17 protein-coding genes and 1 pseudogene are annotated in these 16,048 nt (G+C 71.5%); 12 read left to right on the plus strand and 6 right to left on the minus strand.

What is annotated here, in order from left to right; translation table 11 throughout:
* Positions 1–13: 13 nt before the first annotated feature.
* From ABZT17_RS20475 to ABZT17_RS20485, 3 genes are all read left to right on the plus strand, one after another.
* Complete coding sequence (locus ABZT17_RS20475; protein WP_356350785.1) at positions 14–538, plus strand: GNAT family N-acetyltransferase; 525 nt, start codon at positions 14–16, stop codon at positions 536–538.
* A gap of 79 nt (positions 539–617) precedes the next feature.
* The gene (locus tag ABZT17_RS20480) at positions 618–920 is read left to right on the plus strand and encodes a DUF4229 domain-containing protein (RefSeq protein ID WP_356350787.1); all 303 of its coding nucleotides are present in this window, start codon (positions 618–620) and stop codon (positions 918–920) included.
* 10 nt (positions 921–930) lie between these two features.
* Positions 931–1,584: a TetR/AcrR family transcriptional regulator gene (locus ABZT17_RS20485; RefSeq protein WP_356350788.1), complete on the plus strand. Its 654-nt coding sequence runs from the start codon at positions 931–933 to the stop codon at positions 1,582–1,584.
* A 42-nt stretch (positions 1,585–1,626) separates the two neighbouring features.
* Here ABZT17_RS20485 and ABZT17_RS20490 read toward each other — a convergent pair whose 3' ends face one another.
* A complete protein-coding gene (locus tag ABZT17_RS20490; protein ID WP_356350790.1) occupies positions 1,627–2,919 on the minus strand; it encodes a DUF6716 putative glycosyltransferase in 1,293 nt (430 codons plus the stop codon).
* Positions 2,920–3,216: 297 nt separating this feature from the next.
* Here ABZT17_RS20490 and ABZT17_RS20495 point away from each other — a divergent pair, with 297 nt between their 5' ends.
* A complete protein-coding gene (locus ABZT17_RS20495) occupies positions 3,217–3,546 on the plus strand; it encodes a hypothetical protein (RefSeq protein ID WP_356350791.1) in 330 nt (109 codons plus the stop codon).
* Positions 3,547–3,615: 69 nt separating this feature from the next.
* Here the strand turns inward: ABZT17_RS20495 and ABZT17_RS20500 are convergent, their stop codons facing one another.
* The gene (locus ABZT17_RS20500; protein ID WP_356350792.1) at positions 3,616–4,533 is read right to left on the minus strand and encodes a MaoC/PaaZ C-terminal domain-containing protein; all 918 of its coding nucleotides are present in this window, start codon (positions 4,531–4,533) and stop codon (positions 3,616–3,618) included.
* Position 4,534: 1 nt separating this feature from the next.
* Positions 4,535–5,824 carry a 3-oxoacyl-ACP reductase gene (locus ABZT17_RS20505; RefSeq protein WP_356350793.1) on the minus strand — a complete coding sequence of 430 codons (1,290 nt, stop codon included), beginning with the start codon at positions 5,822–5,824 and terminating at the stop codon, positions 4,535–4,537.
* 308 nt (positions 5,825–6,132) lie between these two features.
* Here ABZT17_RS20505 and ABZT17_RS20510 point away from each other — a divergent pair, with 308 nt between their 5' ends.
* Positions 6,133–8,043 (plus strand): AMP-binding protein, encoded by a 1,911-nt coding sequence (locus ABZT17_RS20510; RefSeq protein ID WP_356350823.1) that lies wholly within the window; start codon positions 6,133–6,135, stop codon positions 8,041–8,043.
* Here the strand turns inward: ABZT17_RS20510 and ABZT17_RS20515 are convergent.
* Entirely contained in the window at positions 8,028–8,882 is an 855-nt protein-coding gene (locus ABZT17_RS20515; RefSeq protein ID WP_356350794.1) for a helix-turn-helix transcriptional regulator, read from the minus strand. The two genes, ABZT17_RS20510 and ABZT17_RS20515, sit on opposite strands and share 16 nt — an antisense overlap.
* 87 nt (positions 8,883–8,969) lie before the next feature.
* On the opposite strand from ABZT17_RS20515, the gene ABZT17_RS20520 reads away from it, so the two are divergent.
* The gene (locus tag ABZT17_RS20520; RefSeq protein ID WP_356350796.1) at positions 8,970–9,773 is read left to right on the plus strand and encodes an SDR family oxidoreductase; all 804 of its coding nucleotides are present in this window, start codon (positions 8,970–8,972) and stop codon (positions 9,771–9,773) included.
* A gap of 25 nt (positions 9,774–9,798) precedes the next feature.
* On the opposite strand, the gene ABZT17_RS20525 is transcribed toward ABZT17_RS20520, so the two are convergent.
* A complete protein-coding gene (locus tag ABZT17_RS20525) occupies positions 9,799–10,239 on the minus strand; it encodes an ATP-binding protein (protein ID WP_356350824.1) in 441 nt (146 codons plus the stop codon).
* A gap of 226 nt (positions 10,240–10,465) precedes the next feature.
* On the opposite strand from ABZT17_RS20525, the gene ABZT17_RS20530 reads away from it, so the two are divergent.
* The 6 genes from ABZT17_RS20530 (at position 10,466) to ABZT17_RS20555 (ending at position 15,464) form a co-directional block, all read left to right on the plus strand.
* Positions 10,466–11,248 carry a helix-turn-helix transcriptional regulator gene (locus ABZT17_RS20530; RefSeq protein ID WP_356350797.1) on the plus strand — a complete coding sequence of 261 codons (783 nt, stop codon included), beginning with the start codon at positions 10,466–10,468 and terminating at the stop codon, positions 11,246–11,248.
* Positions 11,245–11,490, plus strand: coding sequence for a DUF397 domain-containing protein (locus ABZT17_RS20535; protein ID WP_356350798.1), 246 nt, complete (start codon positions 11,245–11,247; stop codon positions 11,488–11,490). The genes ABZT17_RS20530 and ABZT17_RS20535 overlap by 4 nt, the downstream gene beginning before the upstream one ends.
* Before the next feature lie 74 nt (positions 11,491–11,564).
* Positions 11,565–13,166: a peptide-N4-asparagine amidase gene (locus ABZT17_RS20540; RefSeq protein WP_356350825.1), complete on the plus strand. Its 1,602-nt coding sequence runs from the start codon at positions 11,565–11,567 to the stop codon at positions 13,164–13,166.
* A 13-nt stretch (positions 13,167–13,179) separates the two neighbouring features.
* Complete coding sequence (locus tag ABZT17_RS20545; protein WP_356350799.1) at positions 13,180–13,947, plus strand: PIG-L family deacetylase; 768 nt, start codon at positions 13,180–13,182, stop codon at positions 13,945–13,947.
* 52 nt (positions 13,948–13,999) lie between these two features.
* Positions 14,000–14,593 carry a TetR/AcrR family transcriptional regulator gene (locus ABZT17_RS20550; RefSeq protein WP_356350826.1) on the plus strand — a complete coding sequence of 198 codons (594 nt, stop codon included), beginning with the start codon at positions 14,000–14,002 and terminating at the stop codon, positions 14,591–14,593.
* Positions 14,594–14,627: 34 nt separating this feature from the next.
* Entirely contained in the window at positions 14,628–15,464 is an 837-nt protein-coding gene (locus ABZT17_RS20555; protein WP_356350800.1) for a YceI family protein, read from the plus strand.
* Positions 15,465–15,693: 229 nt separating this feature from the next.
* Here the strand turns inward: ABZT17_RS20555 and ABZT17_RS20560 are convergent.
* Positions 15,694–16,046, minus strand: a pseudogene (locus ABZT17_RS20560) (transposase family protein); the annotation flags it as partial.
* Positions 16,047–16,048: the final 2 nt, after the last annotated feature.

Raw genomic sequence — 16,048 nt, forward strand, 5'->3', positions numbered from 1 at the left:
CTACGATACCCGGGTGGCCCTTACCTTCACTCTTGACCCCGCCGTCACCGCCGAGCTTCGTGACGGTCTTCTCGACCTGTGGACGGATGTCTCCAACGCGGGCGGGTCCGTCGGGTTCGTGCCGCCGGTGACCCGGGACGTGGTCCGGCCCGAGCTGGTGAAGCACCTGGTGGGGATGGCGGAGGGGCGCACCCGGCTGCTGGTCGGGCACGACGAGGACGGACGGGTGGCCGCGAGCGCCTTCCTCACCTTCAACACGCACCGGCTGATGCGGCACTGGGTGTGGCTGTACACCGTGATGGTGCACCCCGGCCATCAGGGCAAGGGGTACGGCCGTGACCTGCTGGCCGCCGCCGAGGAGGCCGCCCGGTCCCTCGACGGCATCGAGGCGATCCGGCTGACGTGCCGTGGCGGGAACGGCCTGGAGCGGTTCTACGGCTCCTGCGGGTACAAGGAGGTCGGCCGGGTGCCCGGCGCGATCCGTGTCGCGCCCGGTGACGACCGGGACGACATCTTCATGCTGCTGTCGCTGGCCTGAGCCACACACCCGCCTCCAAGATCTCCCGCGCCGCGTGCTTCACTGGGTGGGACTGTTCGTTACGGAAGAGTGGATTGAGATGTTCCGCTACACGCTGATGCGCCTCGGGATCTTCGCGGGCTGCTTCGTGGTTGTCTGGGGTCTCGTCTACTTCCGTGTCGTCCCGCGCGGCTTCGGCGCCTCCAACGGCATGTGGATGGTGCTGCTCGCCCTGCTGGTCTCGGCCCCGATCAGCTTCGTGGTGCTGCGCGGTGAGCGCGACCGGGCGTCCGTCAAGGTCGCGCAGCGGGTCGACCGGATGAAGGCCAACCTCGAGGCCAACCGGTCCCAGGAGGACGAGGCCGTCGACGAGGCGGCGCGCGCTCAGGGGCAGACGTCCTAGTCTTGGCCCCATGGGTGCCGTGAAGACCAAGCGCATGCCGCGCGCGGTCCGTGAGCAGCAGATGCTGGACGCCGCCGTGCAGACCTTCGGTCGCCGGGGGTACATGGCCGCGTCCATGGACGAGATCGCCGAACTCGCCGGTGTGTCCAAGCCGTTGGTCTATCTGTATCTGAACTCCAAGGAAGACCTGTTCTCGGCCTGTATCCGCCGTGAGGCCACCGCGCTGGTCGGCGCCGTGCGCGCCGGTGTGCAGCCCGAGCTGCCCGCCGACCGCCAACTCTGGGAAGGGCTACGGGCGTTCTTCACGCACACCGGCCAGAACCCGGACGGCTGGGCGGTGTTGCACCTCCAGGCCCGTACCCGCGAACCGTTCGCCGCCGAGGTCACGGCGATGCGCGAGGAGATCGTCGCGTTCGTGACGGAGCTGATCGTGGTCGCGGCGCGCGAGGCCCACCGCGACCCGAACCTGGCCGAGCGCGAGGTCGCCGGGCTCGCGGAGGCGCTGGTCGGCGCCGCCGAGTCCCTCGCCGCCTGGGCCAACGCCACCCCGGGCGTCACGGCCCGGCAGGCGGCGGCCACCCTGATGAACTTCGCCTGGGCGGGGCTGGGCAACCTCATGGAGGGACGGCCCTGGACCCATCCGCTCACGCCGACGGAACGGTAGCGGGGGCTTCCGGGACCGGGAAGCCGCCCGCCGCCGGCGGGGTCACCCCGCACCCCACCGGCGCAGCGCCGGTGCCACCCGCTGGTGGCCCATGCGGTACAGCTTCCTCGCGCTGCGGCCCGCGACCCTGCGGACGGCCTTCCGGGCCCGTCCCGGCCCGCCGGCCCCCAGGGGGACGAGCAGCGGGCGGCCCTTCTCGTCGAAGCCGTTGGCGCGCAGGATGCTCGTGAGGTAGATCTCGGCGGTCCGGGGGGAGTAGTAGGGCCGCAGCGGGGGCAGGGGGCCGGCCGCGCGCAGTGCGGTGATCCGGGTGCGGGCCGCCGCGTACGGGTCGTCCTTGCCGATGCCCTGCGCCGCCGCCCACGCGGGGTCCGGCTGCGGAAGGGCGCCCGCGTCGATGTCGTCCCAGGAGGCCAGGCAGCCGGAGCGTACGAAGTAGTGGTTGCCGTGGGCCTCGCGCACACCCATGTCGGTGAGGATCGCGGTGGGGATACGGCGGTGCATGGACTCCAGGGCGGCCGTCGAGCTGACGGTGACCAGGAGGTCGGTGCGGTCGAGGACCTCGCCCATGTTGCCGTAGACGAGCCGGAGGTTGGGGGGCGGTGGTTCGGTGAGGTCGGTGATCAGGAGCTGGTAGGGGTCCGACTCGACGTGGGTGGTCTGCTCGCCGGGGAGGCTGCGCAGCTTGATCAGGACCTGGCGCTCGGGATGGCGGCGGGCATGACCGGCCGCGCGCTCCAGGAGCTTGAGCCGGCCGCCGCGCTCCTTCGGCACCGACGGCTGGACCGCGAAGGTGACCGTGAACGGCCGGTCCCGGGAGGGGCGGTAGGGGTCGCCGCCGAGGAACGGCAGCGCGCACTCCACCACCGACTCCGGGTCGATGCCGACGTTCTCGAAGACGGAACGGAAACGACAGGCGTCATAGGCCGAGTTGGCGAGCACGAGGTCGGTGCCGGCCCGGGTCATCAGCCCGTCGACCATCTTCTCGTAGACGACCCCTACGTATCCGCTCACCGTGACCGGCCGGTGCTCCCGCCCCTCCCACACCGATCCGAGGCTGTGCGTGAGGGCGAGGACCGTACCGCCGAGGAGGGCCAGGACGACGACGTCCGCCTCCGCCAGGTCCGGGTCGTCGACCAGTTCGGCCGCCGACACCAAGCGCCGGGTGTCCGGTTCGATCCCGACCTCGGCGAGCTGCCGTTCGGTCGGGGTGGACCGGCCGTGCAGGAACCAGGCGTCGAGCGCGTGCCCGGGAGCGATCTGGCGCGCCACCGACGCGCCCCACTTCCAGCGGGTGTCCGAGTCCGCGAGTACGGCGATACGTCTGTCAGGCATGGCTCTCGGCGCCCTTCGTGCGGGGGATCGGGAGGTGGGGGTGGAAGGTGAGCCGAGGGTAAGGAGCCTGGCTGAGTGTGGGATGAGTGATCTCTTGAAGGGACCTTGGGCAAGCTGGGGGGGTGGCTGTGGGAGATTCCCCGACCTGCCCTTCGCGCCTGGGAGTTCGCGGTCGGGCGCGGGGCGGCCGTCGCCCGCTGTTCGCCTGAAGTTCATGGGGCACATGACAGTTGTCATGCGCGAGGGCGGACGCCGGACACTGGGGGAGGGGCCGGCCGGGCCCGTACCGTCCTTGCCATGACGAAGACGGACATCAAGGTGAGCCTGATCGGCGGCCACCGACTCAACGGCGAGACCCTCCACGAGCGCACCCTGACCGCGTCCCTCATCGGCGGCGCCGACGTCGACCTGACCGACGTCGACATCCCCGACGGCGCCGAACTCCGTATCACCAAGCTCAGCCTGATCGGCGGCGTCAGCCTCAAGGTCCGCCCCGATGTCCGCGTCGAGGTGCACGGCATCCGCCTCGGCGGAGTGAAGGACGACGGCCCGAGCGAGCCCGGCGGCCCGACGGTACGCATCGACGCGTGGGGCCTGGTGGGCGGAGTGACCGTCACCCGGGGCTGAGCGGACGGGGCCGAATCGGGCGAGGCTGACCCGGGCGGCGGCTGAGCCGGGCCGGAGGCCGAGGTGGCTTCAGTTGCGCGGTAGTCCCTGTACGGCTCCGCTCACGTGCAGGCGGGGCCCCTCGCTTCCGCGCAGTTCGAAGCGGCCGTCCCGCGCCGCGTAGGTCACCGTCCCGGGCAGCAGCACCGGTGCCATGAACTCGGCGCGCAGGTACGCCTGTTGGGGTGCGCCGTGCGCGGCGAGGCAGCGGGCCACCGTCCACATGCCGTGGGCTATGGCGCGCGGGAAGCCGAAGAGGCGGGCGGTGAGGGGGTGCAGATGGATGGGGTTGCGGTCGCCCGACGCGGCCCCGTACCGCCGCCCCACATCGGCCCCCAGCCGCCACTCGGCGATCACGGGCAACGGCTCGCGCGTGTCGTCGGCCTTCCTGGCGGCCTGACCGCTCGCCCCGCTCTTCTCGTTCCCCCCGCTCTTCTCGTTCCTCCCGCTCTCATCGTTTCCACCGTCCCCCGGGGTCCGGTGCCGGGCCAGATAGGTGCTGCGTGACTCCCACACCACCTCCCCCGCGGCCCACAGCTCGGTGATCACCGCCGCCTCGGTCCCGCGTCGGTGCGGCTCCAATCCGCCCACGTACACGGCGAGTTCGTACTCCCCGGTCGCGGTCAGCGCCCGGCGCCGGGTGATCTCGATCGACGTGTGGACGAGTCCGAGCAGGGGCAGCGGAAAGTTCCGGCGGCTCATCAGACGCATGGCCAGCGGGAAGCCCAGGACGTGCGGGTAGGTCAGCGGCAGCGCGTCCTCGCCGGTCGCGAAGCCGCACACCCTCTCGTACGCGGCCAGCCGCGCCAGGTCGACGCTCAGGGCGGGCAGGACCAGCCGGTCGTGCGGGAACTCGGCGTCCGCACGCGGCCGTTTGAAGGGCGACAGCAGGGCGCCGCGCGCGAGCAGCGGGGCGAGAGCGGGCGATCCCGCGAGGACCACGGTCATCTCACGCCCCCAGCAGGCTCTGCCCGCAGACCCGTACGACCTGCCCGTTCACCGCGCCCGACGCGGGGTGCGCGAGCCATGCCGTGGTCTCGGCGACGTCGGCCGGAAGCCCGCCCTGTCCGAGGGAGTTCATCCGGCGTCCGGCCTCGCGGATGAGGAGCGGGATCGAGGCGGTCATCTTCGTCTCGATGAACCCGGGAGCGACCGCGTTGACCGTCACCCCGTGCTCGGCGAGGGCGCGCGGCGCGAGCGAGCGGACCAGTCCGGCGATCCCGGCCTTGCCGGCCCCGTAGTTGGTCTGGCCCGCGTTGCCGGCGAGGCCCGCGATCGACGCGGTGGCGACGATCCGGCCGCCGCGCCGGAGGGTCCCCGCCGCCAGCAGCGCGTCCGTCGTCCGCAGTACGCTCGCCAGATTGACGTCCAGCACCGAACTCCAGCGCTCGGCGGGCATGTTGACCAGCCGCCGGTCCCGGGTGATCCCCGCGTTGTGGATCAGCACATCCAGCCCGTCCGGGAGTTCGGCCGCGATCCGCTCACCCGCGTCGGCGGCCGTGATGTCCAGCGCCAGGGCCCTGCCCCCGAGCCGCTCGGCCGCCCGCCGCGCATCCTCCTCGGCCTGCGGCACATCGAGTACGACGACCCGCGCCCCGTCCCTCGCCAGGGTCTCGGCGACCGCCTCCCCGATGCCCCGCGCGGCGCCGGTGACGAGCGCGGTGCGCCCGGCCAGGGGCCGCTCCCGGTCGGCCTCGCTCTCGGCGACGGCCGTCTCCCCGACGCCGATCACCTGCCCGCTGACGTAGGCGGACCTCGGTGAGAGAAGGAAGCGCAGGGTCGACTCGGCGGCCGTCGCCTCCGTCAGCCGTACGAGATTGACCGTCCGGCCGCGCCCGATCTCCTTGCCGAGGGAGCGGACGAAGCCCTCCAGGGCCTGCTGGGCGGCGGACTGGTGGTGGTCGAGGGGGTCGAGCGGCGCGCCCAGCACCACCACGCGCCCGCTGTCGGCGACCGACCGGACGACCGGGTGGAGGGCCGCGTGCACCTCGGCGAGGGTGTCGACGTCGTGGACGCCGGTGGCGTCGAGGACCACGGCGACGGGGGAGTCGCCACCGGCGGGAAGGCCGGTGCGGGCGAGCACGGGCTCCAGGTCGAGGCCGGACTTGCCGGCGGTGAGGTGGAGGAGGGGTCCGGTCAGCGCGTCCCGCCGCAGCCGAGCCGGCTGGGGAAGTCCGAGTCTGCTGGTGAGGAAGCGGCCGGGCGCCGTGCCGGCGAGGCGCAGATAACGGTCGGCCATGTCCATCTCCCCATGCGTGCCAGGCGAACGGCAGTACTTACTCCAGAGTCAGGTTACCTGAGGTAAGGGGAGGTCAGGAGGTGAAAATTGTTCAGCAAACCGGTCGGTAGGGTACCTTCGGCCAGAAATACGACGATGCTGCACATCCCCGACGCATCCCCGCCACCGGACTACCTCGGAACCCTCACCGACCCATCACGCGGGCGCCGTACGATCTCCTCCCCTGACCTGCGGCAACTCCCCCGCAGGGCAACTCCGTTGAACCTCTGGAGTCGCCCGTGTCCACCTCCCACCCGCCGGCCGTCGCGATGGCGGTCCACTCCACGACGTACGACGGCACCCCGGTTCTCGTTGAGCCCGAGGTGCGGCGGCTGGACGGGGAGGTGCGCGAGGTCTCCGTGCCGCCCTTCGTCCCGCCGCTGACCCATGGCTCGCTCGCCGACCTGCCGTTCGACAACGCGCACAGCCATCCCGAGGACCGGGTGCTGAGCCGTCGTGACGCGTCGGGCAAGTGGACCCATGTGACGGCCGCGCAGTTCGCCGCCGAGGTGCTGGCGACGGCGAAGGGGCTGATCGCCGAGGGGCTGGTGCCGGGGGACCGGATCGCGATCATGGCGCGGACGGTCTACGAGTGGACCCTCCTCGACTTCGCCGCCTGGGCCTGCGGTCTGGTGACCGTCCCGATCTACCCCACCTCCTCCGTCTTCCAGACCCGTTGGATCCTCCAGGACTCGGGCGCGGTGGCCCTGGTGACCGAGACTGCGGCCCAAGCCGGGGCGTTGGGGCCGGAGTTGAGCCGGCTGCTCGACCTGCGCCATCTGTGGGTCATCGAGAAGGGACATGTGGAGCGGCTCGCCGAGCGCGGGGCGGAGGTGCGCGAGCACGAGGTGGACGTACGGCGCGGGATGCTGGGCCCCGACACGCTCGCCACCATCGTCTACACCTCCGGCACGACCGGTCGGCCCAAGGGCTGTGTGATCACCCACGGGAACTTCTTCGCCGAGGTCGACAACGCGATCGAGCTGCTCTACCCCGTCTTCCGCACCCGGACCAGCGAGGAGGCGGCGATCCTGCACTTCCTCCCCATGTCCCACATCTTCGGCCGGATGGTCGCCGTCGCCTGTATCCGGGCGCGGGTCCGGCTCGGCCACGCGCCGAGCCTGAAGTCCGAGGAACTCCTGCCCGACCTGGCGGCCTTCCGGCCCACCTGTCTGGTCACGATCCCCTACATGCTGGAGAAGGTCTTCAACGTGGCCCGCGCACGGGCCGAGACCGGCGGCCGGGCCACCGCCTTCGACCGCGCGACGGGCGTGGCCCGCCGCTACGGCGAGGCACGGGAGGCCCGCGCGGCGGGCACCGGCCCCGGCCCGAACGCCGCCCTGAAAGCGGCCCGCGCCTTCTACGACCCCCTGGTCTACCGCCGTATCCGCAACGCCATGGGCGGCAGGGTCCGTTACATGATCTGCGGCGGCTCACCGCTGGGACGGCGGCTGGCCGCGTTCTACTCGGGTGCGGGGATCGAGATCTACGAGGGCTACGGCCTGACGGAGACCACGGGGGCGGCGACGGTCACTCCACCCCTCAAGCCCCGCCTGGGAACGGTCGGTTGGCCCCTGCCCGGCACCAAGGTCCGGATCGCGGCCGACGGCGAGATCCTGCTCTCCGGCGGGCACGTCCTGCGCGGCTACTGGGACCCGAACGCGGGCGGGGTCGCCCCCGCGACCGCCGACGGCTGGCTGGCCACCGGTGACATCGGCCGCCTGGACGAGGAGGGCTACCTCTACATCACCGGCCGCAAGAAGGAGATGCTGATCACGGCGGGCGGCAAGAGCGTGGCCCCGGCCCCGCTGGAGAACTGGCTGCGCGCGCACCCCCTGATCTCCCAGGTGATGGTCGTGGGCGACCGCCGCCCCTACGTCGGCGCCCTCATCACCCTCGACATGGAGGGCATCGCCCACTGGCGCCGGATGACCGGCAAGCACCCCGCCGTCACCGCCGAACTCATTCTGGACGACGACGAGTTGAGGCAGCTCCTGCAACGCGCGGTGGACGAGGCGAACAAGCTGGTGTCCCGCCCCGAGTCGATCCGCCGCTTCACGGTCCTCCCGGTCGACTTCACGGAGGAGGCAGGCCACATCACCCCGTCGATGAAGCTGCGCCGCGAGGCGATAGCGGACGACTTCGCCGAGCAGATCGAGCGGCTCTACGAGGGCAGGTAGTGGCCGGCCCGGGTGCCCAGGACGTTCAGCAGGGCGAGGGACTCGGCGTCGGGGGATCCCGGGGGCGCGGTGTAGAGCACGAGGTACTGGTCGCGGTCGGTGAGGGCGAGGGTGTCGCAGTCGACGGTGACCTCGCCGACGGTCGGGTGGCGGAAGGTCTTGGTGAGCATCGGCGCGGCCTGTACGTCGTGGCGCTCCCAGAGCCGGGCGAAGTCGGGGTCGGTGTCGCGCAGTTCGCTCACCAGGCCGGTCACGGCGGGATCGGCCGGGTAGCGGGCGAGGGTGGTACGGAGCCGCGTGACGACGCTCAGCCGGAAGTCGGCGGCGTCGGAGATGCCGTAGAGCGGCTCCTCGCCGTTCTCCGGTCCGGGGAAGACCCGGCGGGCCAGGTTGCGCTGCTCGGGGGTGAGCGGGGTGAAGTCCTCCATGAGCGCGGCGGCGAGGTCGTTCCAGGCCAGGATCTCGCACGCGGCGGACATCACGAAGCCCGCCGTCAGCGGCAGCCGCCGAAGGAGCGCGAGGATGCTCGGGCGGACGTCGCGCCGGTGCAGTCCGGTGCGGTTCGGCGCGGTGCCCGCCAGCACATGGAGGTGGTCGGCCTCGGCGTCGGTCAGCCGCAGCGCTCCCGCGATCGCGGCCAGGACGTCACCCGAGGGACGGGGCGCCCGGCCCTGCTCCAGACGGACGTAGTACTCGGTGGAGATGTGGGCGAGGACCGCCACCTCCTCCCGGCGCAGACCCGGTGTCCGGCGCCGCGGGCCGCCGGGAAGGCCCACGTCCCGCGGGCGGAGCCGCTCGCGGCGGCTGCGGAGGAATGCGCCGAGTTCCTGCTTGTCCATCCGCCCAGTCTGCGCGCGCCGCGGCGGGGGATCGTAGTACTGGTTGTGCCTGTATCCGGTCCGGGGCGAGGCCCGACGCTGCTTGCCATGACGCACACCACGCACACCACCACGCACACCTCGGGCGGCGCACCCGTCGGCCTCCTCGCCGGCAAGGCCGTCTTCATCAGCGGCGCGAGCCGCGGTATCGGCGCGGCGGCGGCCCGGCTCTTCGCCGCCGAGGGCGCCGCCGTCGTGCTCGCCGCCCGCGGCACCGACGCGCTGGAGACCCTCGTGAAGGAGATCCGCGCCGACGGTGGCATCGCCGACGCCGTCACCCTGGACCTGGCCGACTCCGCGAGCGTCCGCGCCGCGATCGGCCGCGTCGAGGAACTGCACGGACGTCTCGACGGCGCCTTCAACAACGGCGCGGTGATCCAGCGGCCCGGCCCCGTCGACGACACCTCCGACGAGGACATCGACCGGCAGTTCGCGGTGAACTTCCGCGCCCACTGGACCGCCATGAACGCCCAGGCCGCCCTCATGCGGCGCACCGGTGGCGGCGCCATCGTCAACACCTCCAGCATCGGCAGCCGCCGCGCCAACCCCGCGCTGCCCGCCTACGGCGCCATGAAGCGCGCGCTCAACAGCCTCACCGAGACCGCCGCGGTCAACTGGGCCCCCGACGGCATCCGGGTCAACGGCATCACGCCCGGCGGTACCGCCACCCGGATGATCGACGAATGGGAAGCGGCGACCCCCGGCATCGTCGAGGGGATGAGCGCGCGGATCCCGCTGGGCCGGATGGCCGAACCCTGGGAGATCGCCGAGGCGGCCGCCTGGCTGCTCAGCGACCGCGCCTCCTATGTGACCGGCGCGATCGTCCCGGTCGACGGCGGCGCGGGCGCCTGACCGGCCGACCGGCTGGGCGAAGGGTTCAGCGGAGGCCGATCTCCGCCCAGACGGTCTTCCCGACGGTGCGCTCCGCGACCCCCCAGGTGCGGGCGAGGAGGGTGACCAGGATCAGGCCTCTGCCGTGTTCGGAGTCGGGTTGGTCGAGGAAGCGGAGCCGGCGGTCCGCGCGCGGGTCGCTGACTTCGACACGGAGCGTGGGGCCGGGCAGGAGCAGCAGTCGTAGCTCGAAGTCACGCCCCGGAACCCGGCCATGGGTGACGGCGTTGGCGGCGAGTTCGGCGACGAGGTGCTGGGCGGTGTCGTTCGCGTCGGTGTGGTGCGGGTGGCCCCAGGCGGCGAGCTGCGCGGCGGCGAGGTGCCTTGCCAGGCGGGCGCCGCGGGGGGTCGCGCTGAGGCGTTGGGTGAGTTCGGCGGTGGGGGCGTTGGCGGGGGCGTCGGCGGGGGCGTTCGTGGGGGTGGAGATTTCTGCGTTCACGTCACTGAGCGTGGTGGGTTGTATCTACGCTGGCCAGGGGCGACCGCGCGACTCTGAGTGACCGTACGAGTGCGGTGGGTCGGTTGTGCGGGTGTCGGCCGTGACCACGACGACGTGAAGGCGGTGGCGGTACGTGACGGAGGAGCGGGAGCGCAGGGCGGAGACGCCGGCGGAGGCCGAGGGCACGACGGAACTCTTCAGCGCGCTCGGCAAGATGCTGAAGCTGCTGCGCGAGCGGAAGGGGCTGACCCAGAAGGAGTTCGGCCAGCTGGTGGGGTACGGGCCCGACCAGATCTCGGCCATGGAGCGGGGGGTACGGACACCTCGCCCCGAGTTCCTGGAGTCAGCGGACGAACTCCTCGACGCCGGGGGCTTGTTGAGAGAGGTGATCCCGGATGTCGAACGAGCGATGAGCAAGTCACGGACTCGGCATCCGGAGTGGTATCGGAGTTATGCGGCACTGGAGGCGGAGTCCGTCGAGCTGCACTTCTACGCCAACCAGGGCGTGCCTGGGCTGTTGCAGACCGCGGATCACGCGAGGGTCGTCTTCACCATGCGGCGGCCGTTCCTCGACGAGGAGACGATCGATAAGCGAGTCGCGGACCGTCTGTCTCGGCAACAGGTCTTCGAGCGCCGGCCGGCGCCGATCGTGAGCTACGTCCTGGAAGAGGTCGTGCTGGACCGTCCGATCGGCGGGCGGGGTGTGCACGCGAACCAGCTTCGACGCATGCTGCTTGTGGGACAGATGCAGAACGTCGAGATCCAGGTGATGCCAACGGTGGTGGAAGAACACCCCAACCTGGGAAGCGCGTTCAACCTGCTGACGCCCCCACGGCACGGACAGGTGGCATACACGGAAGCGCAGGGGTACCCCCGGCTGATCACCGATCCGGAAGAGGTCCGGAAGATCGCCGACCGCTATGGGATCATGCGGGCGATGGCACTCTCTCCTTCCGAGTCCCGGAAGTTGATCGAGAAGAAGCTGGAGGAGCTATGAACAGCGAACAGCTCACCTGGTTCAAGTCCAGCTACAGCGACGGTGAGGGCGGCGAATGCATCGAAGTCGCCTACAGCTGGCGCAAGTCGAGCCACAGCGACGGCGAGGGCGGCGATTGCGTGGAAGTCGCCGCCTGCCCCCACACCATCCACATCCGCGACTCCAAGAACCCCACCGCCCCCCACCTGACCGTCTCTCCCACGACCTGGTCGGCCTTCCTCTACTCCGCGGCCTCTCGCTGAGTGGTTGACGGTCAAGACTCCCCAAGCCCCCTTGGCGGAGCCCCCCGCACCCGTGTTCACTGCGCGGCATGACCATGTCACTGTTTCGTCTGAGACGGCGGGTCGCCGCTGTCGGTGCCGTTGCCCTGGCCGCCGTCGGTCTCGCCCTGGGCGGCCCCGCCTTCGCCGACACCGTTCCCGCCGAGTTCGGGACCGACTGGCACGATCCGGTCACCGCGGCTCCGCCCGTCGACACCCCGCACACCAAGTCCTGCACGGTCACGGTCGCGCAGGCGCAGTTCAAGGACTTCACGCCGTACACGGGGACGTACGCGCCGCCCAACGGCTGTGGCGAGCCGGGACGTTGGGCCAAGGTCGTGCTGCGGATGGACGGGAGTGTCGCCGGGCGGCAGTACGACCGGCTCGGGTATCTGGACATCGGCGGGGTGCAGGTGTTCCGGACCTCGACCCCCGAACCGTCCCCGCAGGGCATCGACTGGCACGTCGAGAAGGACGTGACCGAGTACGCGAAGACGTTCAGCAGCCCGCAGTCCGTGGACATGCTGATCGGCAACGTTGTCAATGACACCTACACCGGTGTGCTCGACGTCAAGGTCACGCTCACCTTCTACGCGCCCGAGGACGGCCGACGCGGTAGTGCCGTTCCCGATCAGGTCATCCCCCTCAGCGACGGGGACAGCGTGACCACCGGGGCGAAGCTCACCACCCCGCGCAACTCCGAGCGCATCCTCGCCGAGGTGTACGCCACCGGGTCGGGCGGCGGGTGCGAGGAGTTCTGGTACACGGCGGTCTCCTCGTCGGCGTCGTACTCCTGCAAGGGCGGGGACGACGGGCCGTACCGGGAGGTGCGGGTCAGCATCGACGGGCGGGTGGCCGGGATCGCGTCGCCCTTCCCCAACGTGTGGACGGGGGGCTGGTCGCCGTATCTCTGGTCCGTGATACCGGCTCCACGCGCCTTCGACGTACAGCCGCTGACCTTCGATCTGACTCCGTTCGCGGGGGAGTTGAACGACGGGAAGGCGCACACGGTGGACGTGACCGTCGTCGGGGTGCCGGCCGGGCAGACCGGGTGGAGCGCGCCCACGAACATCCTCGTGTGGCAGGACGCGCACCGGGCGGTCGTGTCGGGGGCCGTGACGTCGTACCGGAGCGGTGATCCGGCTGTCGGGAACACCTACCAGGACGGGGCCTTGCGCTCGCTCGTGACGGACGGGAGCGATCGGCTCGAGGTCTCGGGGTACGTCGACACCTCCCACGGGCGGGTCACGACCACCGTCGACCGGAGGCTGACCACCGGCATCACGCACCGGTGGACGCCGGACGAGAACACCGATGAGCTGGACGGCCGTTGGACCGACGACCAGAAGGTCACCGTCAACGGCCGCGTCGACCGTACCGACCGCACGTACACCCTCGACGGGCGTGCCACCGTCGACGCCGACAACCGGCTGCGGGTGGTCATGTCCCTCGGCGACCACGCCCGCGGCGGCCACGGGGTGCGGATCGACGACACGTACAACGGCGACGCGACCTTCACCCTGGGCGTGGCCCGCGAGGACCGGCACGCGGTCGCCACGACGAGTGAGCGCTACCGGCTGCGGGGGCATGGCACCTGCTACGACCACTCCCTCGCCACCGAACAGGGCGCACTGACCAAGGACGTACGCCGCTGCTGACACCCTGGCCCGTATGACGCCGACCCTCCCCAGCCTGCTCGCGGTCTTCGCCCACCCGGACGACGAGTCCCTGGCCGCGGGCGGGCTGCTCGCCCGGCACTCCGCGTCGGGGGCCAGTACCGCGGTCGTCACGGCCACCTGGGCCGAAGGGACCGGGCGCGCCGGGGAGTTGGCGGAGGCGGTGCGGATTCTCGGTGCCGGGGAGCCGCGGCTGCTCGGGTACGCCGACGCTCGCGTACCCGAGTCCGCGCCCGGCGCCGCCCGGTTCCGCGACGCCCCGCTGGACGAGGTCGTGGGGCGGCTCGTCGCGCACATCCGCGAGTTCCGGCCGGAGATCGTCGTCACCCATGACCCGTACGGCAATCTCTCCGGGCATCCGGATCATGTGCACGCCCATCGGGTGACCGTGCTGGCCGTGACGGCGGCGGGGTGGGGGCGGCTGTATCCGGAGGCGGGGGAGCCGTGGGAGACGGGGGCTCTCTGGTTCGCCACCCATCCGGAGTCCGCCGTGCGCGCCCTCGGCCGGGAGATGCTGCTACGCCCCGGGCGGGAGGTGTTCGCCGTGCCGGACGCGTGGGTGTCGGCCGTGGTGGACGTAGGACCTTGGGTGGAGCGCAAGTTGGAGGCCGTCATGGCGCACCGGAGCGAGGTGGCGCGGGGCGCGCTGCCGGGGCGGCTCGCGGCGCTTCCGGCTCGGGCTCGGGCGCGGGCGGTGGCCACCGAGTGGTACATCCGACAGGACGTCATGGTGACCGGACCACGATCGGGCCTTACCCTATAGGTACGAAACCGTATCGTTCACCTGAGTCGGTGAACTGAAGTGGGTGAGTGGAGTGACTGAGGTGTCGATGACGCGCCGCGGTCGGGTCACGCCTGAGCGCGAGGCCGAGTTGTACGAGGTCGTGCTCGACCTGCTCGGCGAGGTCGGCTACGACGGCCTCACCATGGACGCCGTAGCCGCGCGCACCCGGTCCAGCAAGGCCACGCTCTACCGCCAGTGGGGCGGCAAGGTCGAGCTGGTCGTCGCCGCGATGAAGCAGACCCGTCCCGTCGACATCGAACAGGTCGACACCGGTTCGCTGCGCGGCGACTTCGACGCCCTGCTCGCCAACGTGGACGACGCCGCCATGGCCCGTACCAGCTCCCTCATGCGCGGTCTGGCCATGGCGATGCACCATCACCGGGACCTGGGCCGGGTCTTCCGCGAACAGATCGTCGAGCCGGATCTGCGCCAGTTCCGCCGGGTGCTGGAGCGGGCCGTCGAGCGGGGCGAGATCCGCGCCGACAACCCCGCCCTGGACCACGCCGTTCATCTGTTGCTCGGCGCGTTCGTCGCCCGCGGCCTGCTCGACGGACAGCCGCCGACAGGAGGCTTCCTGAGGGAGTACGTCCGCGCGGTCCTGCTGCCCGTCCTCGTCGACGCCTGACCGACCCCGGCCCGAGCACTGAGAGGCACCCACCATGACCACGACCCACGCGGCCGGCCTGCGGGCCCGGATCAGTACCAAGGACGGCTGGGCCGTCCCGCACGCCGTGCTGACCGTCACCGACATGACGGGGCGGCAGACCGCGCGCCAGGAGGCCTCACCGGACGGCGTCGTGGCGACCGAAGCCCTCGCGCCCGGCACCTACACCGCGATCGTCACCGCCGTCGGCTACGGCCCCCTCGCCGCCACCGCCATCGTGACCGCCTCCGGCGGCGCCGACCTCGGCTCGCTGGTGCTGGCCCGTGCCGGGGGCGTGGAGCTGCCGCCGCCCGGGCCGTGGACCATCGACCCGGCGCACTCCAGCGTGAGCGCGGTCGCCCAGCACCTCGGACTGACCAGTGTGCACGGCCGGTTCAAGGAGTTCGGGGGCCGGATCGAGATCGCGGAGAACCCGCAGGCGTCGAGCGTGGAGGCGGTCATCGAGGGCACCTCGATCGACACGGGCAACGCGATGCGCGACGGCCATCTGCGCTCCGCGGACTTCCTCGACGTGGACGTCCATCCGAAGATCACCTATCGCAGTACGGGCATCACCCCGGCCGGTGAGGCCCGCTGGACCGTCCACGGCGAACTCGCCCTGCACGGCGTGGCCCGCTCTGTCGATCTGGACCTGTCCTACCTGGGCACCGGCCCCGACCCGTGGGGCGGGGTCCGGGCGTCCTTTCGCGCCACCACCGAACTGCGGCGCGAGGACTTCGCCATGAACTACAACCAGGTCGTCCAGGCGGGCATCGCCGCCATTGGCGCCACCCTGCGCGTGGAGCTGGACATCCAGGCCGTCCAGGGGGAGCGACTGCCGTCCCTCGGCTGAGGGTTGGGTCGTCACCGGCGCGGATGCGGATGCGGATACGGAGGATGATGTATGCCATCGCGGCGCTGAGGAGCCGCGACTTCATCCAGCCCCGGATCATCATGGGCACGGCACCGGGCACAGCGCGCCCGCCCCGCCTCCCTCAAGGCTGTCCCGCAATGATCAACTGAGTCGCCATGGCCAGCCTCGGGGGCGGCAGCATCGGTCCGGTCTATCCGGTGAGGCATGGTTCACGGCGATGCAGGATCACCAGGCCAGTACCGCGGTAGCCGCCGTCAGCGATCACCGTCGTACTGCAGACGGCTGCCTTCGCTCCGGACAACTCCCATGCCTTGCAGTCGTTGCGGTTGCCGGGCAGAGGTCGGCCAACCGCGACCACCAGCCGTGTATCGGCTCGAGCAGCGGTGCGAGCTGGCGCAGCGTCAAGTTGGTGCGCCAGTGAGCCGCGACCAGCAGGATGCGGTCCTCCAGGGGCAGGCTCCACGGCCGGCCGCGGCGGACCGGGTCCGCTCCCTCGCAGCGCATCCAGTGGGCGATCTCGTCACCGGCCGGTACGGTGCGACGCAGAACCAAGGGGAGGATGA

Source organism: Streptomyces sp. NPDC005648 (assembly GCF_040605395.1).
Classification (GTDB): Bacteria; Actinomycetota; Actinomycetes; order Streptomycetales; family Streptomycetaceae; genus Streptomyces.